General features: G+C 39.7%; 21 protein-coding genes. 11 read left to right on the top strand and 10 right to left on the bottom strand.

Annotated features, from left to right (window positions below; genetic code table 11):
• The first annotated feature begins 87 nt into the window (after positions 1–87).
• Together QZT73_RS12235 and QZT73_RS12230 are read left to right on the top strand one after the other, a co-directional pair.
• Positions 88–1,251: a histidinol-phosphate transaminase gene (locus QZT73_RS12235; RefSeq protein WP_291785618.1), complete on the top strand. Its 1,164-nt coding sequence runs from the start codon at positions 88–90 to the stop codon at positions 1,249–1,251.
• Positions 1,252–1,264: 13 nt separating this feature from the next.
• On the top strand, positions 1,265–2,407 hold the full coding sequence (locus QZT73_RS12230; RefSeq protein WP_291788409.1) for a permease: 1,143 nt from the start codon (positions 1,265–1,267) through the stop codon (positions 2,405–2,407).
• A gap of 110 nt (positions 2,408–2,517) precedes the next feature.
• Here QZT73_RS12230 and QZT73_RS12225 read toward each other — a convergent pair whose 3' ends face one another.
• Genes QZT73_RS12225 through QZT73_RS12205 form a run of 5 tightly spaced genes read right to left on the bottom strand, consistent with a single transcriptional unit; the run spans position 2,518 to position 6,663 of the window.
• Complete coding sequence (locus QZT73_RS12225; RefSeq protein WP_291788407.1) at positions 2,518–3,456, bottom strand: DUF4097 family beta strand repeat-containing protein; 939 nt, start codon at positions 3,454–3,456, stop codon at positions 2,518–2,520.
• A gap of 11 nt (positions 3,457–3,467) precedes the next feature.
• On the bottom strand, positions 3,468–4,262 hold the full coding sequence (locus QZT73_RS12220; protein WP_291788404.1) for an outer membrane beta-barrel protein: 795 nt from the start codon (positions 4,260–4,262) through the stop codon (positions 3,468–3,470).
• Between the two features lie 13 nt (positions 4,263–4,275).
• Positions 4,276–5,304, bottom strand: coding sequence for an outer membrane beta-barrel protein (locus QZT73_RS12215; RefSeq protein ID WP_291785608.1), 1,029 nt, complete (start codon positions 5,302–5,304; stop codon positions 4,276–4,278).
• Positions 5,305–5,324: 20 nt separating this feature from the next.
• Positions 5,325–6,098, bottom strand: coding sequence for a hypothetical protein (locus QZT73_RS12210; protein ID WP_291788401.1), 774 nt, complete (start codon positions 6,096–6,098; stop codon positions 5,325–5,327).
• Entirely contained in the window at positions 6,091–6,663 is a 573-nt protein-coding gene (locus tag QZT73_RS12205) for a sigma-70 family RNA polymerase sigma factor (protein WP_291785603.1), read from the bottom strand. Before QZT73_RS12205 ends, QZT73_RS12210 begins: the two co-directional genes overlap by 8 nt.
• Before the next feature lie 123 nt (positions 6,664–6,786).
• Here QZT73_RS12205 and QZT73_RS12200 point away from each other — a divergent pair, with 123 nt between their 5' ends.
• Positions 6,787–7,902: a diaminopropionate ammonia-lyase gene (locus QZT73_RS12200; protein WP_291788398.1), complete on the top strand. Its 1,116-nt coding sequence runs from the start codon at positions 6,787–6,789 to the stop codon at positions 7,900–7,902.
• On the opposite strand, the gene QZT73_RS12195 is transcribed toward QZT73_RS12200, so the two are convergent.
• The 5 genes from QZT73_RS12195 to mltG all read right to left on the bottom strand — a co-directional run bounded on the left by QZT73_RS12195 (position 7,892) and on the right by mltG (position 13,800).
• Complete coding sequence (locus tag QZT73_RS12195; protein ID WP_291788395.1) at positions 7,892–9,091, bottom strand: acetate kinase; 1,200 nt, start codon at positions 9,089–9,091, stop codon at positions 7,892–7,894. The genes QZT73_RS12200 and QZT73_RS12195 overlap by 11 nt on opposite strands.
• 102 nt (positions 9,092–9,193) lie before the next feature.
• On the bottom strand, positions 9,194–11,299 hold the full coding sequence (pta, locus tag QZT73_RS12190) for a phosphate acetyltransferase (RefSeq protein WP_291783526.1): 2,106 nt from the start codon (positions 11,297–11,299) through the stop codon (positions 9,194–9,196).
• 83 nt (positions 11,300–11,382) lie between these two features.
• The gene (locus QZT73_RS12185) at positions 11,383–12,336 is read right to left on the bottom strand and encodes a YihY/virulence factor BrkB family protein (RefSeq protein WP_291783494.1); all 954 of its coding nucleotides are present in this window, start codon (positions 12,334–12,336) and stop codon (positions 11,383–11,385) included.
• An 11-nt stretch (positions 12,337–12,347) separates the two neighbouring features.
• Positions 12,348–12,755: a thioesterase family protein gene (locus QZT73_RS12180; protein WP_291783497.1), complete on the bottom strand. Its 408-nt coding sequence runs from the start codon at positions 12,753–12,755 to the stop codon at positions 12,348–12,350.
• Position 12,756: 1 nt separating this feature from the next.
• A complete protein-coding gene (mltG, locus tag QZT73_RS12175) occupies positions 12,757–13,800 on the bottom strand; it encodes an endolytic transglycosylase MltG (RefSeq protein ID WP_291783499.1) in 1,044 nt (347 codons plus the stop codon).
• 75 nt (positions 13,801–13,875) lie between these two features.
• On the opposite strand from mltG, the gene QZT73_RS12170 reads away from it, so the two are divergent.
• From QZT73_RS12170 to QZT73_RS12135, 8 genes are all read left to right on the top strand, one after another.
• Positions 13,876–14,283 (top strand): (deoxy)nucleoside triphosphate pyrophosphohydrolase, encoded by a 408-nt coding sequence (locus QZT73_RS12170; protein WP_291783501.1) that lies wholly within the window; start codon positions 13,876–13,878, stop codon positions 14,281–14,283.
• A gap of 211 nt (positions 14,284–14,494) precedes the next feature.
• On the top strand, positions 14,495–15,124 hold the full coding sequence (locus QZT73_RS12165; RefSeq protein WP_291783503.1) for an L-threonylcarbamoyladenylate synthase: 630 nt from the start codon (positions 14,495–14,497) through the stop codon (positions 15,122–15,124).
• 19 nt (positions 15,125–15,143) lie between these two features.
• Positions 15,144–15,761 (top strand): WbqC family protein, encoded by a 618-nt coding sequence (locus QZT73_RS12160; RefSeq protein ID WP_291783506.1) that lies wholly within the window; start codon positions 15,144–15,146, stop codon positions 15,759–15,761.
• An 85-nt stretch (positions 15,762–15,846) separates the two neighbouring features.
• On the top strand, positions 15,847–18,381 hold the full coding sequence (locus tag QZT73_RS12155; protein ID WP_291783509.1) for an ATP-dependent Clp protease ATP-binding subunit: 2,535 nt from the start codon (positions 15,847–15,849) through the stop codon (positions 18,379–18,381).
• Positions 18,382–18,520: 139 nt separating this feature from the next.
• A complete protein-coding gene (locus QZT73_RS12150) occupies positions 18,521–18,877 on the top strand; it encodes a group II intron maturase-specific domain-containing protein (protein WP_291783513.1) in 357 nt (118 codons plus the stop codon).
• 221 nt (positions 18,878–19,098) lie between these two features.
• Positions 19,099–19,380 carry a DUF427 domain-containing protein gene (locus tag QZT73_RS12145; RefSeq protein WP_291783516.1) on the top strand — a complete coding sequence of 94 codons (282 nt, stop codon included), beginning with the start codon at positions 19,099–19,101 and terminating at the stop codon, positions 19,378–19,380.
• A 97-nt stretch (positions 19,381–19,477) separates the two neighbouring features.
• Positions 19,478–20,962, top strand: coding sequence for a BCCT family transporter (locus tag QZT73_RS12140; RefSeq protein ID WP_291783518.1), 1,485 nt, complete (start codon positions 19,478–19,480; stop codon positions 20,960–20,962).
• Positions 20,949–21,178: DinB family protein (locus QZT73_RS12135; protein ID WP_291788393.1), on the top strand; the 230-nt coding region annotated here is incomplete at its 3' end. The genes QZT73_RS12140 and QZT73_RS12135, both read left to right, overlap by 14 nt.

The raw sequence follows: 21,178 nt of genomic DNA, 5'->3' as shown, positions 1-21,178 counted from the left end.
TTATTTAAAATTTGGTTTAAATATAGTAGCTTATTATACCTGCCCAAAGTAACCTTGTGTTGAAATCACTAGGAAACCAATATAAATATGAAAACCATCAACAGAAGGAGTTGGATCAAATCCAGCCTGTTCACTTTGGGGGGGATAGTTGTAGCCCCCAGTATTCCATCTCTTGCTTCCGGTAAATCCGGTTTTGCTTCTAAAAGTGTACTTAGCGAAGTACTTTCGGCATCTCCATTCAATGAGTCCCGTATGTTGGCCAGACTGAATGCCAATGAAAACCCCTATGGACCTTCTCCAAAAGTAATTCAGGCTATTTCAGAGTCCATAAGCATGGGCAATCGCTATGGACATCGGGACGCATTTACTTTGATCGAGATGATTGCAGAAAAAGAGGGAGTGAGCCCTGAACACATCATGTTGGGTCCAGGTTCGTCGGATCTTTTGGAGAAAATAGCATTTGTTCGCTTTATGGAAGGCGGAAATGTGGTGTCAGCAGACCCATCTTATATGTCTTTGATCCAAACTGCCCAAGCTATGGGAGCCACTTGGAAGCCTGTGTTACTCACACCAGATCACTCCCATGATTTGGATGCCATGGCGAGTGCTGTAGATGGTGAGACCAAATTGGTGTATGTCTGCAATCCCAATAATCCAACCGGCAGTATTACAAATAGCAGTGAATTGAAGGACTTCTGCAAAACTGTTAGTACGAAAGTCCCCGTTTTTGTGGATGAGGCTTATCTGGAATTTTTGGATAATCCGGAATCCCATTCTATGGTAGGACTTGTCTCGAAAGGACATGATGTGATTGTTGCCAGAACATTCAGTAAAATCCATGGCATGGCAGGTTTGAGAATTGGATATATAGTAGCCCAGCCCGATAGGATCAAATCCATTACTACCAAAGTCAGAAGTACCATGGGTTTGTGCGTAACTTCCCTCAAAGGTGCGATCGCCAGCATGAAAGATCAGGAATTTCTTAAAAATTGCCGCACATTAAATGCCGCAAGCAGAGAATTTGTCAGTCGTGAAATCACATCTTTAGGATATGATATTATTCCTTCTTACACCAGTTTTATGATTTTCCCAATTGCGATGGATGGTCCAAAATTTTTGAAGGCTATGAATGAAAAAGGTGTGGGTATCAGGGTCTTCAATATCCATGATAAGCCATGGTGCAGAGTAAGTATGGGTACCATGGAAGAAATGGAAATTTTTGTTGATTCATTCAAAACAGTAACTACCTAATTAGAGTCCATTCATGAGTATAGCGTTGCACAAGACATTTTCTCTTTTGTTACTGATATTAATCGGCATTTTGCTGAAGAGAAAAATACTGAAAGAAGACCATAAAAATGGTTTAAAAATCATGATTTTGGATTTGGCACTTCCTGCTATGATTTTTGTAGCCTTGCTAAGTATTGAAGTCAATCATGATTTACTGATTTTGCCGCTTTTGGCACTGGCCTTTAATGGCCTGATGATATTGGCGACAAGGTACCTATTACCCTTATTTGGTATAGAAAACAATACACCTACTATGCGCACCCTTTTGTTGCTCTTGCCATCACTGGCACCCGGACTTTCCTGTTTTCCATTTATCGTAGAATTTCTTGGAGATGAGTATTTGGCCTGGGCGGCATTGGCGGATATTGGAAATAAGGTTTTTGTTTTGATCATCGCATATTTATTGGCCACGGCCTGGTACTATAAAATCAATCAATTGCCTGTTAATTCCAGCTGGGCTAAAATCAAGGGATTGTTGATGGCTATGGTCAAGGAACCCATCAACCTGGTGATAGTTACGGCACTGGTACTTTTGTCTTTTGGGGTAAACCTGGAAACTTTGCCAACTTTCTTGAGCGAAAGTATATTGATGGTAAAAAATATGATGACACCACTTGTACTTTTGTACATTGGTATAGCTGTGGTATTTAATTGGAGTCAGATAAAAATGATATGGTCTGTATTGGTATTCAGGGCAGGGATAACCTTCCTTTTCAGTGGGCTTTTGATAGCCTTGATTCCAATGCCTTCCGAGGCTGCAATAATCCTTGCAATTGTGTTTCCACTGTCTGCATGTAGTTTCTGGCCTTTTGCACACATGTCCGCGATCAGGGCTATGGAAAGCTTAGGTAAAGATGAGGTCAAAAATGAATCGACCTTTGACCTGACTCTTGGTATCAATATCCTGGCCATTTCATTGCCATTTAGTACCTTACTTATACTGGGAGTTCTTTCTTCGGCTTCTTACTTTGTTAAACCTTACAGTGCTTTACTTATGGGAGGTTTATTTTTGCTTATATTTATCCTTCCAAAGCTCTATCAAATGATACTTTCAAAAGAATTTACTTTCTTTGATGTGTCTGAGCCAAAGGTGAAAGACAGTACAGCCAATGATTGAAAAATAAAATTCATCAACTAAACTATAAAATTAAAATCCCTAATGGCAATGCCTTTAGGGATTTTTCATCAAAGTGCTTTCAGAAAGAATAATCAATATCCAACCCGATACTAATTTTGAATGGAAATGTTACCGGAAGTAATGTTCCCCTTGATATTTAAGTCTGATCCGTTGTCGACAGCAAGTGACCTTCTGGATTGGGAATTGCCAACCCGCAGATTTCCGGAGGTGGCATTCAAATGAAAATTGAAGTCTTTCAAGTTGGAATGGGTCTGTATTTTAAAGTTTCCAGAGGTTCCATAAATCCCTGTAGATTCACCAAGGCCTACATTCTGGGCATTGATACTTCCTGATGTTAGTTTTAAGGGCCCGAGTTCGGCTACATTATCCAATTTGGCAGAACCAGAAGTCAGGTTTACTTCCATCATACCATCAATATTACTTGCTATTAACCGGCCTGAACTGGAACTGTATTTAACATTACCATTGATTTCCTTCATTTCACTATTTCCTGAACCTACATAACCTGCAACATCACCCACTACCTGGGCCAAATGAATCGATCCAGAACCTGCTCTGACTTCAATATTTCCTTTCAAATCCTGGCCATTAATTTTTCCAGAACCTACACGCATTTTAATCTCAGAAGCGATAGCCTGTGATGCATGGAGTGTTCCTGAACCGGCAGCCATATCCAAGCCCATTTCCCGTGGTCCTTGAATTTTGATGTGTCCTTTAGTCCGTACATTGTTCCACGCTGATCGGTTGTTATTGACTTCATGGGAGATTTTTAAGACATTTCCGACCTTCACAAAGACGATGTCCTGGTCATGGTAGGTAGATTCCAAAAATGCCTCAACATTGACTTCTTCCTGCTGCTTCCCTTGAAAGTAGATGTCCAAGGCCCCTCCACTTACTTCAATCTTTGTGATACCTGTGAAAGATTTGTTGGTATCCACCAGCGTTTTCATCTGTGCAAATGCTTGCATTGGGATTCCAAGAATTAAACAAAACAAAATTAAAAGGGATCCAGTCGAATATTTTTTCATGTCATTGATGTTTAAAGGATGATGCCAAAACTTAGGGCGTTTAATTCAGGGCCCTTGTCCTTTTGGAAATAATTGTTGATATCATAATTCACAAATAGGTCTATTTCACCTACACCGATTTCTAGTCTTCCCCCAAAGCGGATATCATTCGCAAACATATTGGCTCTTTGGAAGATTTTGTCCCGATTGCCATTTTCATTGATAGCAACCAATTTTCCTCTTCCCCCTAAGCGGTAACCAACATAAGGCCCTACTCCAATTCTAAAGTTGCCGTCATTTGAATGGAAGCTCGGGATTAAAGTAAGGTTAAGGTAAGAGGAGGTGATTTTGGATTTCCTTGCCTCTCCTTCAAATTCATTAAAAACAATACCCTCGGGGCCTCTTAAGGCCTGGATATTAGAATCCTCAAATTTGAAGTTATACCAAGAAACGCCTAACATGCTTTTTAAGGAAAAATTTTTACCAGGTTTATAGGAATAGGCCATATTGATTGCCGGATTCCAGCTCCCCCACGGTCTAATAGAGGGAGCATCTCCAGCATTAATCCAGGTATTGATTCCTATATCCAAATTCATCTCAACGGAATTTATAACCTTCTTTTCCCTGAAAGACTGCTCATCATAAGCTTTATATCCAGGGCTTATTTCCCAAGTCTTCCTACCATCTCCATGATCTGTTTTCTCTATTTTGGTATCAAAAAGAGAAAAAACAGTGACATTGGCTTTTGGTGCGCTTTCCTCCACTTGACCAAAAGACCAAGTGGATAGGAACATTGCAAGTAAAATAATAGTGGTTCTTTTCATCATTTTATGGAAGTCTTTAAAATATCACTCCGAAAGCAATTGGGTTCAATTCAGGCCCAGCTCCATTTTGGAACAGGGTATTTATGTCATAAGTACCGAAGAAGTTGAATCGGCCAACCCCAATTTCACCACGCACACCATACCTGAAGTTGTTTAAATAAAGACCGGTAGGTAAGTGCTCTTTTCTCCTTCCCCCTCCATCCAAAGGCCTGTAAACATACTTGCTTCTGCCTCCTAACCTGTAACCGGCATATGGACCTGCAGCTATCCTGAATCCTTTCCTGCCTTGGTCATTCATCTTTCCGAAATCCAGTTTGAATAGAGACATCGCGGTCAGGTAAGAAGCAGAAATTTTGCTTTTGAAACCATTTACATCTGTTCTTTGAATAAAATCGATCTCTCCATCTCCTCTTACAGCTTGAAAGTCCCTATTCTCGAATTTAAAATTGTACCATTGTACACCAAGTCCCAAATCCCAATGAAACCCTTTGCTGATCCTTTGACTGGCCATCCAGTTGAGACCCACATTCCAGCTTCCCCATCCTTTGACTGCATATGGAGAACTGCTTCCCGGAAAATTCCCCTCAGTATTTAGGTAATTGTTGATACCCAAATCCAAATTAAAGTAAGTCCTAAATGGGGGATCACTCTTTTTTCTTAAACCGGTTTCCACTTTTACTTTTGTATTCATAGGTTCGGTTTCATCCACAAGTATTCTTATACCTCCAACAGTCACCTCTGTTTTGTTCCAATCTTCTGTCACTTTTACAATTTCCTTGCTCCCGCTTTTTCCAGCTACTTCTACGATCACTAAATCTCCGGTTTCTTCATCTAATTTCAGATCCAGTTCTTGGATTATTTGATTGATGTTCATATTTTTTAATTTTTCAAAATCTTCCTTGTTGTCTACCACAAGGGCAATTTTACCGGATTTTCCGAACTCGATTAAGATGGTATCCTTTTCAACCAAGCTGCCTGCATCAAGCTTTCCAAAAGCCAGCTGTACAAAAGCCATCAGGCATAATAATAACAGGTATTTTTTCATGATTTTCCGTTTCTAAAATATTATCTACTTTCTTCTCTTGTTTGACTATTACTTGCAAAGAGGTTGTTTTTTGCATCCTGCAGGTCTGCAAAACCCTGTTCCACCTTGTTCAGAAAAGTCCCTATTTTATTGACATTATTTTCTAATCCTTCAATGATATTTGGCTTTTTCTCTTCATTCTTTATACCACTGGATTTGATAATAACCCGGTAGCTTATTTCTTCCTCAACTTCATTATTTGTTTCTTCAGCCATGGCTGTCATTTGATCTATTTTCAGTTCAGTGATAGGTATTTCCGGTAACTCAATCAATACTTCGTTAAACCTCTCTGGATTTACCTCTAACATATTTCCTGCAAGCAAAGGAGCATTTTCGCTTTCTTTTTGGGATTCATTATTTTTTTTAGGTTCAGTTTTTTCTAAGGACTGAGATACCCCCGCAGCTTCCTTGGAAGCAACTTGCGCTTTCTCATCTGAAGTGAGAGGAGTTATTTCTTCTTGTTCTAAAGCCAGCGTTTCGTTGATTTCTGCTTCCATGCTTTCAATCATAGTATCCTCCTTTTCAGCCCTCTGCTCTTCTGTGAATTGATCGGGGACGTTATATTGCCATAAAACATATCCAATACCCAGCAATAATATCAAGGATGCCACCAATCTAAAGAGAGGGATATACCCTGATTTCTTTCTGCCTAGTTCTTGGTCCAATCTCTCCCAAACCAATTGGGAAGGTTTTTCCTCATGTTGCTCCAGCTTTTCTCTAAAAAACTGGTCCAATTTGTTTTCCTGGTTAGCCATTGATTCTCCTTTCTTTGGTTTGTATATCGGCTATTTTTTGTTTCAATACGTTTCTTGCCCTGTTCAACTGCGATTTGGAAGTTGATTCTGATATTCCCAATAAGTCACCTATTTCTGCATGGCTATAGCCTTCTATTGCATAAAGGTTAAATACTGTTCGATAACCTATGGGCAGCTCCTTGATAAGTGACATAAGGTCATCTGCTTCCAGTTGACCTAGTTCATAGGAATTGTTGGATGGTTCAAGATGACTTTCCACTTGAAGCACTTCCATGTTCAAACCCCTCTGCTTTCTTAAAGTAAGCAAGGCCTGGGTCACCATTATTCGCTTCATCCAACCTTCAAAACTTCCTTTTTCTTCAAACTGCGATAGTTTTTCAAAGATTTTCATAAAACCCTCTATCATCACATCTTCCGCCAATTCCTTATCCTTTACATACCGGATGCAGATGGCCAAAAACTTTTTGGAATAGGTTTTATACAATTGCTCCTGAGCTTTACGCTCATTTTTTAAGCAAGCTTTAATAATTTCCTGTTCTGTTGTAAAAGTTTTCCTGAATAGCATTATTGATGGCTTTCAAATAGGTAGATGCCGTTGGTTAAAATTAGGTTGCATGTTCTTCATAAAAAATTTTATTTTTTTTTATTTCTTGTCTTAACTTGTTCAGGGAAATACCTGTTTTAAATCATGCTAAACCCTCCCTTCTTCATTAATGTACCCAATTTTAAATTGACCGATACCCCTACAGTTACTGTTCTCAGGAAAAAAAATGCCCTTAATTACCACAAGACCCTGGATGAATATTCTCCCACTCCTTTACTTTCTCTTGAGGCAATGGCAAATAGGTTTGGTTTGGGAGCAATTTATCTTAAAGATGAATCAAAGAGATTTGGGCTCAATGCATTCAAAGGATTGGGCGCCTCCTTTGCCATTCAGCAAATTTTACAAAATAAACCAGAAGTTGAAGTTTTCTGTACTGCCACAGATGGGAACCATGGAAGGGCGGTGGCATGGGCTGCTAAAAAAGCAGGGAAAAAGTCGGTTATATTCGTACCCTCTGATACCTCTTTGAAAAGGATTAGAACCATTGAAAAAGAAGGGGCAACTGTAATCCAGCTGAATAAAAATTATGATGATGCCTGTGCGCATGCTGCGAGAGTCAGTCAAACAAACAACTGGGAATTGTTACAGGATACAGCATGGGAAGGGTATGAGCATATTCCAGCTGATATTATGGCCGGTTATCTTACCCATTTTAAAGAACTTGAAAATCAACTTCACCCTGAAGGTTTCCCTAATGTGGATATTGTTTTTTTACAGGTAGGAGTAGGGAGTTGGGCCGGGGCAGCTGCATTTTACTATTTGCAAAAATATGGGAAAAGTTGCCCTACTTTAATTACTGTTGAACCGGATGGTTCTGCAGGACTTTTGGATTCTTTTAGATTTCAGGAAAGATGTGCACCGGAAGAAAGCCAATTTACTATCATGGCAGGATTAAGTTGTGGTATCCCTTCACTTTCTGGTTGGGAATTGCTAAAAAATGCGGTCAGTATTGCCATTAGAATTTCGGATGAGGAGGTCAGGGAAGCCATGAGACAATTTTATTTTCCTTTGGGAAAAGATGAAAAAATCATTTCAGGAGAATCTGGAGCTGCTGGCTTGGCAGGATTGCGGGCAATCCTTAAATCTGCTGCTTTTGCTCCGGTCAGGGAACACCTTCATTTCGGAAAAGATACCCGAGTGCTGCTTTTCAATACTGAGGGAAACACAGACGAAGAAAGCTTTGAACAGATTATATTTTAATCAATTCGAAGGTTTGCTGGCCAATTTCAAGCTCTTCATTGGTAGGGATCACCAATACTTTTACTTTTGAATTTGGTAAATTAATCTCACGTATATTCTTACTGTCCCTACGGTTAAGCGGTACATCCAATTGAATGCCAAAGAAATCCATATCCTTACAAACCGCCTCCCGCATATCGGCATCATTTTCACCCACTCCGGCAGTAAATACGATGGCATCCAGCCCTTTAAGTACCGCTGAGAATGCACCGATATATTTCTGTATACGATAGGCATATAATTCATAAGCCAATTTGGCATCGGGATTCCCCTCGGTGATGGCTTTTTTAACATCCCTCATATCACTTAAACCTGAGAGACCCAATAAACCGCTTTTTTTATTCAGCAAGTCGTTTACTTCCTGAGGTTGGTAATTCCTTTCTTTGATCAAATGAAAAATAATGGAAGGGTCTATATCCCCCGCTCGGGTCCCCATTACCAAGCCCCCCATGGGACCTAAGCCCATACTTGTATCCATGGATTTTCCTGAATCAATGGCCGTCATACTGCAACCATTCCCCAGGTGTATGGTGATGATTTTGGCTTTTGGATTATTGAGGTATTCATTTGCTTTTTTTGAGACATATTGATGGCTGGTACCATGAAATCCATAGGCCCTGATGCCCAAGTCGGTATACATGGTCTTAGGGATGGCAAAACGGTAAGCCAATGGTGGCATTGTCTGATGAAAAGCAGTATCAAAGACAGCAACCTGTTTCGCGTTTGGGAATATCCTCTCCGCTACGGTAATGCCCAAATGATTAGGAGGATTGTGTAAAGGTGCAAGTGTGAACAGTGCTTTGATTTTGGCTTTGACTTCATCAGTAATCAAGGTAGTAGATGCAAACTCCTCCCCACCATGCACCACTCGGTGTCCTATGGCCTCAATTTCACCATTTTCCGAAATAACACCCATAAAAGCATCCCTCAGCAATTCTGTCACCTTTATCAAGGCCGACTCATGATCCGGAATAGCAATTACTATCTCGTGTTTGGTTTCTGTATCATCGATAAAGGTCTTATGTGTAATCGTAGATTGCTCCAATCCAATCCTGTCCACCAGGCCTGAACACAAAGCATGCTCGTTGGGCATATCAAAAAGCTGATATTTTAAAGAACTGCTTCCGGAATTTAAAACTAGTATTTTCATAGAATAAATGATCTTGATTTGTGCCCAATTTCCAAAAACGGAAACCTATCTTACCCCATCTGGAATTCTTTTATTTTTTTGTCCAACGTCTCTTTTTTCTTCTTACTTCCGGTCCTCCTGCGCTTGAATCGCAGTTATCACCACAGTATTGAAAATATCATCTACAGTACATCCCCTACTCAGGTCATTCACCGGCTTATTTAGTCCTTGAAGCATAGGTCCTATCGCTATGGCGCCAGTTTCTCTTTGAACGGCCTTGTAGGTGTTATTCCCCGTGTTGAGATCAGGAAAAATCAGGACGGATGCATTTCCAGCCACTTTGGAATTTGGCATCTTTTGCTTGCCGGTTTCGGCGTCTACCGCAGCATCGTATTGAATAGGACCTTCTACAAGAATGTCGGGCCTTTTGGATTTCACAATTTCAGTGGCTTGCCTTACTTTTTCTACATCTTCTCCTGATCCTGAATCCCCAGAAGAGTAAGAGAGCATGGCTACTCTTGCATCTATTCCAAATTTGGTGCTTGTGTCGGCGGAAGAAATAGCAATTTCCGCCAATTCCTCTGCTGTAGGATTGATATTGATTGCGCAATCGCCAAAAATAGTTACTCTGTCCGCCAAACACATAAAAAAGACAGAAGAGACCAAGGAAATCCCTGGTTTGGTTTTGACAAACTGAAGGGCAGGCCGAATTGTATGGGCAGTGGTATGAATAGCCCCTGAGACCATGCCGTCAGCGTGGCCCTTGTATACCATCATAGTACCAAAATATGCGACATCTGTCATCAGATCCTTGGCTACTTCCAAAGGCATGTTCTTCCCTTTTCGCAGTTCGAAAAGGGTATCAACATATTCATTGTATTGAAAAGACTCATGGGGATTGATGATCTGACAGTTTTCTTGATTCAGACATAATCCCAATCTGCTTATGCTGCTGCTGATTTCACTGACATCCCCCAGCAAAGTGATGTTGACGATGCCTTGTCTGACCAATCGGTCCGCAGCCTTTAGAATCCTTTCGTCTTTTCCTTCAGGGAGAACGATGTGCTTTTTCTTTCCTTTTGCCCAGCTGACCAATTGATACTGAAACATACGAGGCGTCATTCCGACTGGCTTGAATGCAGCAATTTCTTTTTCCAAAGCCTCAATATCCATATATTTTCTAAAGGTATTGATCGCTACATGTATTTTGTCGGTATTGTCCGCAGTAATCTTAGAATGTATTCCCGCAACCTTGGTAGCCGCATTGAAGGAAGGTTCTTCGACCCTCAGAACAGGGACATTTGTATTAGAACCTTCTATCAGCCTGATGACTGAATCTGCTATTTCAAAGCCACCTGTTAGCACTATGCCGGCAATTTTCGGGTAATTTTTAGATAGATTGGCCTGCAATGAAGCCATAATAATGTCTGCCCGGTCGCCAGGGGTCACGATCAATACATTTTGCTTGATGTGGTTCAAAAAATTGGAAATCTGCATGGCACCAAAAATAAAGTGATCTGCCCTGTTGGATAAATATTTTTCCCCGAACATTACTTCTGCCTTCAGGTGGTTTTTTACATCCTCCATACTTGGACTTTTAAGTTCAGTGATATTGGGGATGACAGTTACCAGTATATTCTTTTTTACCTGGGTCTGCAAATGACTTTTTACTTCTTCAAGTTGTCCGGGGTCAACTTTATTTATCACTACTCCTAAAACTTTTACTTTCCGCTGTAAAAAGTTTTTGATAATCACTATGATGTTGTTGTTGATTTGCTGTACTGTTTTTCCAGCACCGGAAGTTACAATGATCACCGGGGTACCTAAGTTTTTGGCAATGGTGGCATTGGCATCAAACTCAAAGGCGGTACCTTCTCCCAAAAAATCACTTCCCTCTATTATTGTGAAATCATATTCCTCTTCCAGTTTTTTGTACTTGCTGATGATGGTATCAATAATTTCACCCTGAAATCCGGATTCAGCTAAAAGATTGGCCTCATCACGGGTATAAGCGTAGGATCTGTCATATTGGATAGGAAGTTTGAAATGCCGTATCAGGGTGTCTATATGTACGTCAACCTTCACCTCGGGACTATCATTGATAATGGGTTTGAAATAACCTATATTTTGGGTTTTGGATAATAACATGTCTACAATGCCCAATGCAACTGTGGATTTACCGCTGTAAGGTTCAGCAGTTGCTATAAAAACACTTTTGTTGGTTTCCATCATTTTTTTATTTTTCCATTACAAAATTAACACTTCTGTTCGTTTTCAATCTTGATGAAATCCTTGATTCAATATGACTTAAATCATATTGAATCGCTTGCAAGTTTTGCAGACACTGCTCTGCGCTCAGCAGCTTTATCCAAACTGACATTGATTTCAAAACAAATCAAAATAATCAGGGAGGTAATAAAAAGCCATAGCATGACAGCGATCATTGCACCAATAGAACCGTACAATCTGTTATACGTAGCGAAATTATTCAAGTAATAACTGAAAAGATAAAAACTCAGGTTGATCAGGATTCCTGCTGTGACAGAACCCGTAGAAAAAAAGCGCCATTTATCATGTACGGCTGGAGCAAATCTAAATATGTAGGCTGTGGCCAAAGTAAACAGGGCAAGCAAAACCAAAAAACGGAAAGAGGTAAGCATGTAGTAATAAACTGCACTGGATACTATTTCCCACTCTGAAATGGTATACAAAATTGAACTCCCAAAGATCATGATGACCACAGCTCCACAGATGGCAAGTACCAAAATGATAACAATGCTCACCGCTATCAGCCTTGTTCTCCAAAAAGAGCGGTTCTCCTTGGTCTTGTATACTGCGTTGAATGCATTCATCATGGAAACAACACCGTTGGTGGAAAGGAAAAGCGCAAGAAAAAAGCCAAGAGACAAAAGGCTTTGACGAGGTTTACTCACAATATCCATGATGGTGGCTTCTGCTTCTTTATAGATACTTTCTGGTATCAATTCCCCGATAAATAACAAGATATTTTGGGTAGTAACGTTTGTAAAGAACATGCCGATATATGGGATCATGTTCAGCAAAAAAAGCAATAATGGGAACATGGCTACGGTAAAACTGAAAGCCATGGCACCCGCCCGCTCACTGATTTCATCTTTTTGGATCTGTTCGATAAAGATTTTACCCACGTCATAAAGGTTTTGATCAGGATTACCAAAATGAAACTTCCTGAGCAACTTTGCCTTACGGATAAAATGGATAGAAAATAATCGAATCCTATTTTTCACTTAAAAATGGATTATTGAAAATATGGCCGCAATAAATCTAATAAATATTGTGGAGGTCTGCAGGGTCTATGGCTGTCTTTTTTTAAGAAAGTTAGGGTTGTCCATCCTTTGGTAATCAATTCCTTGCCTTCATTGTATACCTCATATTCGAATTTGATACGGATACCGGGAAGCTCAGGAATAATGGTTTTAATGGTCAAAAGTTCATCATATTTTCCAGGTTTAAGGAATTGGGAATGTAATTCCAGTACGGGCATGATAATACCATCCTCTTCCATTTGTTTGTAAGAAAATCCTGCTGAGCGCAGGGCTTCAACTCTTGCCACTTCAAAATACATGGCATAATTCCCGTAATATACATAGGCCATTTGGTCAGTTTCTGCATACCTGACCCTGACTTGTGATTCAGCTTGAAACATATCAGTAAATTTTAGCACGATTCAATGCCGCTTGGTACCTCCTGGCATTGTTGAGGTGCTCGTTTAAGTTGTTGGCGAAAGCATGATATCCCGAAAAATCATCTTTTGCGCAAAAATATAAGTATTGGTGACTTTCAAAATCAAGCACTGCATCTAAAGCAGAGATTTCAGGCAGATTAATCGGGCCAGGCGGAAGGCCGGTGTATTTGTAAGTGTTGTAGGGGCTGTCAATTTCTTTGTGCACATTCAATACCCGGCGTATACTGAAGTCTCCGGCGGCAAATACCAAAGTAGGGTCAGCCTGTAACGGCATGTTGATTCTTAAACGATTCATATACACTCCCGCTACTTTCGGTCTTTCATCTGCTTTTTGGGTTTCTGCCTGCACGATAGATGCCAGTGTGGAAACCTCCAATGGTGTCAAGCCGATTTTTTGGGCTTTTTCTTTTCTGTTTTCCGTCCAGAATTTTTCATATTCCCTGTACATCCTATCAAAAAGGTTATCAGGACTTGTATTCCACCAGGTCTCGTAGGTATTGGGGATAAACATGGACATGATGGTCTCTGGCTCAAAACCAAATTTCATGATGTATACAGAATCGGTAAGCAAGGCCAAGAAGTGATCCGGTTCCATTTCCAGATTCCTTGTGATTTTCTCTGAGAGGTCCTCTTTGGTCCTGACATTGTTGAATGTTATATTCACAGGAGTTTGGTTTCCCGCTCGCAGCAATCTTACCAAATTGAGGTTGTTGGTTTTGGCGGGGATAGTATAAAGCCCTGGTTTTACCGACTCTTGGTATTTTAAAACTTTTGAAACAAAACCAAAGCTGATCAGGTCATTGATAACCCCTTTTTGGTAAAGGCTGTCGGTTACCTGCTTGAAGGTTGCGTTCGATGGAATTTTGAACATGTATGATTCCTCTTTGTCTATCAAGGCATTTGGACTGAAAAAAGCCTGGTAGAAATAAAAAGAAAGGGATGTCAGCATCACAGAAAAGGTGATAATAACAATCAGATAAATTTTGGTTTTCTTATCCTCAAACATATTTTTGGGTTTGTTCTAAAGAATAACGGCAAAAATAGAGAATTTTGTTCACTGGGCTAATCTTTATAGAAAACAATGAGTAATCCCATCCGGGTAGTATGCGCAATTATACTTCGTCAAGGAAGGGTGCTTTGCGCGCAACGAAGTGAGGACATGTCTCTACCATTAAAATGGGAGTTTCCAGGTGGAAAAATCGAACCGGGAGAAAGTCCGGAAAAGTGTTTGAAAAGGGAAATTAAAGAGGAATTGAACATTGAAATAGAATTGGGAGAAAAATTGGCCAGTAACCTGCATACCTATAATGGAAATAAAATGATTGAACTAATCCCATTTGTAGCGGGTTTTTCGGGAGGTAATTTACAGTTGAATGAACATAAATCAGTAATTTGGCAAAAGGTCAAGGATCTAAAAGCCTTGGATTGGGCATCAGCCGATATTCCAGTTCTTGAAAATTTCACAAGATGGTACTTTGAAAATCATTAAATCTTTCCTAAAAATAGATTTTTGAATTAGGAGATATTGGGATATTACGAAAGCTGAACGAAAGGAATTTGTAAAACGTTTGATACATAAGTAATTGGTAACCAAATGTACATGAGTATGCTTCAAGTTTCTGATGTACAAGATTTAAGAAAATATACTTTAATTACAACCATATTTAAAAAGGGATCTTTCCTGTGAAAATCACAACGACATGGCAGCTGAATTCATAAAATTATACCCTGAAAATCCTGAGATGAAAAAAATCCAACATATTGTGGAGATGCTTAGGAATGGAGGGATAATCATATATCCAACCGATACGGTATATGGAATGGGCTGCGATATCCATAATCAGCGGGCTGTAGAACGCATTGCACAGATAAAAGGTATCAAACCTAAAAAACATAATTTCTCATTTATCTGCTATGATCTGAGCAACATTTCGGAATATACAAGGGCTTTAAGTACCCCTGTTTTCAAGGTAATGAAAAAGTCGCTACCAGGGCCGTATACTTTTATTTTGGAAGCAAATAATGCTGTTCCCAAAATTCTTAACAGCAACAAAAAAACGGTAGGTATACGTGTGCCGGATCATTCTATTCCGAGATTGTTGGTGAAAGAGTTAGGTTCTCCGATCCTAACAACTTCCATCCATGATGAAGATGAAGTGATTGAATACAGTACCGATCCTGAATTGATTTATGAGAAATTCAGAGACCTGGTAGATGTGGTAATTGATGGTGGCTATGGAAACAATGTCGCTTCTACAGTTTTGGATTGCACAGGCAGTGAAATTGAAATTGTCAGAGAAGGTTTAGGGTCTCTTGAAGATATTCTTTAAAAAAGGCTAAATCGAGTGCATGGGAGTTTATACGGAGCTATTTTATTTGCCTAACCTAGAGTATTTTATTGCTATTATGGATCAGGATGAAGTTGTTTTAGATGGGTTTGAACCCTATCAGAAGCAGACTTACAGAAACAGGTGCCGGATTCTTTTGGCGAATAAAGTAGAATCTTTGTCGGTGCCAGTTATAGGTGGTAATAAAAAAAAGAATTATCGGGACATAGAGATAGATTATAGCCAAAAATGGAAAAATGTTCATTTGAGAGGAATACAATCTGCTTATGGAAAAGCACCTTTTTTTGAGTACTTTTTTCCCTATTTTGAACAAGTTTTTGGGAAAAATCCAAGGTTTCTCTTTGATATGAATTACGAGTTACTGACAGTTTGTCTTAAACTACTCCAACTCAATGTCAAAGTTTCCGTATTGGAAAAAGGAGGCCAAACACCTGAATATATGGACATTCGAGGCTTGATAAGTGCGAAATCGGCAATGGGGCAATACAGGTTTTACCGAGAAAAGCCCTATTTTCAGTTGTTTGGCGCAGACTTTGCACCTAATTTAAGTATTATTGATCTGCTCTTTTGCGAAGGAACTTCCGCTCATGCGGTTTTAAGGGCCTCTCAAAAAAAATGATTGAACAAACGTTAAAAGGATTGTGTTTTTAAAACAAATTCGGTAACATTAGTACAGATTTAAAATAAATTCAGAAAGGAAATAAATGGAAGCAAAATTTTCAAACAGAGTCAAAGAGGTGATCTCCCTTAGCCGTGAGGAAGCATTGCGGTTAGGACATGATTACATCGGTACAGAACACCTCTTGTTGGGAATGATCCGTGAGGGTGAAGGAGTGGCTGTTTCCATATTGAAAAAACTGGGTGTTCCATTGGATGAGCTCAGGAATTCTATAGAAAGGGCCGTTAAAGGCACTGCTAATCACAATGTCAAAAACCTGGCAAATATTCCTTTGACCAGGCAATCTGAAAAAGTATTGAAAATCACTTACCTGGAAGCAAAAATATTTAAAAGTCAATTGATAGGTACAGAACACCTATTGTTATCTATTTTAAGAGACGAGGATAACATTGCTACCCAAATCTTACAAAAATTTGACGCCAATTACGATGCTGTCAAAGAAATGTTGGAATTTCAGACAGATGGTGGACCCAGATCCAAAGCGCAGGCTGATGATCCCGATGAAGATGGTTCCAAATTATTTGGTTCTTCTCCAGGTAGTGGAAGTGCTGGCGGTACTTCCAAAGGTTCTTCGGAAAAGTCCAGAACACCAGTTTTGGATAATTTCGGACGGGACCTTACTAAAATGGCCGAAGAAGATAAACTGGATCCAATCATTGGTAGGGAAAAAGAAATTGAAAGGGTAGCTCAAATTCTATCCAGAAGAAAGAAAAATAACCCAATCCTTATTGGTGAACCTGGTGTTGGTAAAACAGCCATTGCAGAGGGATTGGCTTTGAGAATTATTCAAAAGAAAGTTTCCAGAGTGCTCTTTAACAAAAGAGTGGTCACTTTAGATCTGGCATCTTTGGTTGCAGGGACCAAGTATAGAGGACAGTTTGAGGAGAGGATGAAAGCCGTTATGAACGAGTTGGAAAAGTCTCCCAATGTCATCCTGTTCATTGACGAATTGCATACCATTGTGGGTGCAGGTGGAGCCAGTGGTTCATTGGATGCTTCCAATATGTTTAAACCTGCCCTTGCAAGGGGTGAAATCCAATGTATTGGTGCGACCACTTTAGATGAGTACAGACAGTACATTGAAAAAGATGGTGCTTTGGCCAGAAGATTCCAAATGGTAATGGTAGATGCCACTACACCTGAGGAAACCATTCAGATCCTAAATAACATCAAAGACAAATATGAGGATCACCATAATGTAAATTATACAGATGAGGCCATTGATGCTTGTGTGAAATTATCTGACCGATACATTTCTGATAGGTTCCTTCCCGATAAGGCCATTGATATCCTGGATGAAGCAGGAGCAAGAGTCCATATCAACAATATTCATGTCCCTGAAGAAATTCTTAAATTGGAGGAGGAAGTCGAGCAAATCAAAATAGAGAAAAACAGGGTAGTTAAAAGTCAAAAATATGAAGAAGCTGCCCAGTTGAGAGATAAAGAAAAGAAATTGCTCGAGCAATTGGAAAATGCCAAAGTGAAGTGGGAAGAGGAAAGCAAAACCAAACGCTACATGGTTGAAGAAGACAATGTTGCAGAGGTGATAGCGATGATGACCGGTATTCCTGCAAAACGTATTGCTCAGAATGAGGGATCTAAATTGCTCAATATGGGGCAAGATTTACAATCTAAAGTAATTGGTCAGGAAGAAGCCATCAAAAAACTGGTCAAAGCCATACAAAGAACAAGAGTAGGTCTAAAAGATCCTAAAAAGCCTATTGGCTCATTTATTTTCCTTGGACCAACCGGTGTAGGTAAAACAGAACTTGCCAAAATGCTGGCTACTTATCTCTTCGACAAGGAAGATTCCCTTGTAAGAATCGATATGTCCGAGTATATGGAGAAATTCTCCGTATCAAGACTGGTAGGTGCGCCTCCTGGATATGTAGGTTATGAAGAAGGTGGACAGTTGACCGAGAAAGTCAGAAGGAAGCCCTATTCAGTAGTCCTGTTGGATGAAATTGAGAAAGCGCACCCAGATGTTTTCAATATCCTGCTCCAAGTATTGGATGACGGGATTTTGACGGATGGATTGGGAAGAAGGGTTGATTTTAGAAATACAATCATCATCATGACCTCCAATATTGGTGTAAGGGATCTGAAGGATTTTGGTGCAGGTATTGGTTTTGCTTCCAAATCCAAGCAGCAAAGCATGGATGAAGTGATGAAATCAACGATACAGAGTGCTTTGAAAAAAGCATTCAGTCCGGAATTCCTCAACAGATTGGATGATGTGGTTGTATTCAATTCCTTGAACAAGGAACATATTCATCAAATTATCGATATCAGCCTGAAAAAATTATTCAGTAGGATTACCGATTTGGGTTATAAGATCCAACTTACAGATAAAGCGAAGGATTTCTTGGCTGAAAAAGGATATGACCAACAGTATGGTGCAAGGCCATTGAACAGGGCTATACAAAAGTACTTGGAGGATTCTCTTGCTGAAGAAATACTGAAGGGCGAATTATCTGATGGAGATGTAATTATTGCTGATTATTCAGGTGAAGGTGAAGAGTTGACCATATCGGTCAATAAAAAAGAGAAAGCTGAGTAAAGTTGTGAATCACCAGGATTTTAAGAGCTGCTACACCCTTGTGGCAGCTTTTTTTTTGGTGTGCCGTGCATGACATCTACTAGGTGGTGCAAGTCCGCTGTGGAGGTATGTAATCACCAACCACTAGCTTAAGGCAAGGGTGTCCATCGCTAGGTGGAATCTGAAGGAAGCACTCCACCAATACATTGTTGTTTGGGTGACCTACTTCATACTGGCGGATATGGGGAAACTGCTTACTAAAGTGGATGGGTGGTACAGGCGCAGGCTTAGAATGGTCATATGGAAACAATGGAAACGTATAAAGACCAGACTGGCAATTCTGATCAAGCTGGGGATAAATAAATCCAAAGCTTGGGAGTGGGCAAACTCAAGGAAAGGCTATTGGCATTTAGCCAATAGCTTTATACTTACTAGAACCATTACCATCGAAAGGCTGAAGCAGGCAGGGTTTGTGTTTTTATCGGACGAATACCTAGAAGTTAGACTCAAAACTTAAAGAACCGCCGTATACCGAATGGTACGTACGGTTGTGTGAGAGGACAGGTAGGGAAATAATCCCTGCCTTCCTAGTCGATTTAGTTAATTTTTAATGATATGAATAGGCAAGGTTGTATCCACCTTTAATTTGATCTTAGGGGGAAATGAATCTAAAGCTTTATTTTCAAACAATTTTATAGTGACTGCCCTTAATATATAGAAACGAACATCAACAAAATCATGAAAGCAATCTGGAACAATCAAGTGATCGCAGAAAGTGATCAAACCCTACAAATAGAAGGCAACCATTATTTTCCCGCAGAGGCGGTAAATAAAGAGTTTTTTAAGCCATCTGAAACACATACTACCTGTCCCTGGAAAGGGGTAGCTTCCTATTACCATATTGAGGTAAATGGAGAGACCAATAAAGATGCAGCCTGGTACTATCCTGACACCAAGCCCGCAGCCAGGGAAATCAAAGGCCATGTCGCTTTTTGGAAAGGTGTAAAAGTGGAGCCTTAATTCTAATGCAAAGGAATAAATCGATCTAAACTTTCAACAAGAATTCATTTTTAGTACTGGGCATATCTCTGTATATTGATTGCTATTAGTTTTGATTATGAGCAAGCAAAAAAAGCGATACTTCACCTTTATTTTTTCTTTGCTCTTTTGCCTGTTGTTTTTAGGGATCACATTGATTTATCCGGAAAGCTTCAAAATCAAATTGCAGAAATGGTCTTCTGCTAGTATGGATTTTTTTGGGGGCTTTTATCTTTGGCTTGGATTTTTTGCAGTGATTTTACTGATAGTGCTTGCTATCTCACCATTAGGAAGAAAAAGACTTGGCTCTGAAAATCCAAGCTATGACTGGTTTTCATGGATCGCTATGCTGTACAGTACGGGGATGGGAGCAGGCCTGCTTCTAAGAGCGGTGCAGGAACCTGTTTTTTATTACCTCCATCCACCTAGGGAGACCCTCCATTCCCCGGCTGAGTTTGCGCTTCAATACACCTTTTTCCATTGGGGATTTACGCCTTGGGCTTTTTATGGACTCTTTGGACTCATAATAGGTTTTCAAGTTTATGTGCACAAGAAACGTATTTTGGGCTCATCAATACTACCTGAAAATCTACAATCCTCTTATTGGGCTGTGGGAATCGATTTTTTAATTATCATTTGCACCCTTTTGGGAGTTGTGGCTGCTGTTGGACTGGGTAGCAGACAGCTTTTGGAAGCTTTTTTTTACTGGACTGACAGTCAAATTTTTTTAGGAGGTAATGCTATTTTTCTAGTGCTTTTGGTTTGTAGTTTGGCTACTTGGTCGGCTTTCAGGGGTGTAAGCAGAGGAATCCGAAAGTTATCCAATCTGAATTTGACATTGGCTACCGCCTTGTTGTTATTCGTTTGGATACTTGGAACTAATCAGCCGGTTATTATGTCTATGCTTAAATCTTTGGGTATTTATATTGTTGAATTTATCCCTATTAGCCTGAATTTAGGAACTCAAAAGGTATCTAAAGATTTCCTTTTGGACTGGACCTTTTTTTATTGGGCTTTTTGGTTGGCTTGGGCACCTTTTACGGGAGTTTTTATCGCCCGGATCTCACAGGGCAGAACCATTCGGCAATTCATTATTGGTGTTTTACTAGTGCCCAGTTTGGGCACTTTTTTATGGTTTTCTGTATTTGGGATCAATGCTTTTGAATTGATCGATTTAGAAAAGGTTTCAGAAGGGCATTTTGCATCTATTTACAGTGCACTATTTAATTTTCTAAACTTCTTTCCAGCTAAATTAATTAGCAATAGCGTAAGTACTTTATTGGTATTTACTTTCTTGGTGACTTCTGTTGACTCGGCCATTTTTGTACTAAGTATGTTTTCCGATAATGGAAAAACCAAACCGAATAGAAGAATGAGGTTGTTTTGGGGTATTACTATTGCTTTGTTTACAATAAGCGTGATTTGGGTGGGAAAAGAGAGTCTGCTGGAATCCGTCAGTCAGTTATTGATATTGGCCGCCCTTCCATTTGGCTTTTTGTTTTTAGGAATGGTTTTGTATTTTATCTTTCAATTGTATTTAGAAAAAAAGTATGAACAGAAATAAATTATTGCAAACACTTTTTAAAACCTGTAGACAGCGTACCTCTACGATTTGCAAGCCTTTGGAAGTAGAAGATTACATTCCCCAACCGACCATAGATGTTTCCCCTCCTAAATGGCATTTGGGACATACTACCTGGTTTTTCGAAGCCTTTGTGTTGGAACCTTACTTTAAGGATTATCAGCTTTATGATGATGATTTTGCATATCTGTTTAACAG

Origin of the sequence: Cecembia sp., assembly GCF_007126775.1 — a bacterium.
Classification (GTDB): domain Bacteria; phylum Bacteroidota; class Bacteroidia; order Cytophagales; family Cyclobacteriaceae; genus Cecembia.
The sequence above is the reverse complement of the archived record's forward strand: the minus strand, read 5'-3'. Positions and strand labels throughout refer to the sequence as shown.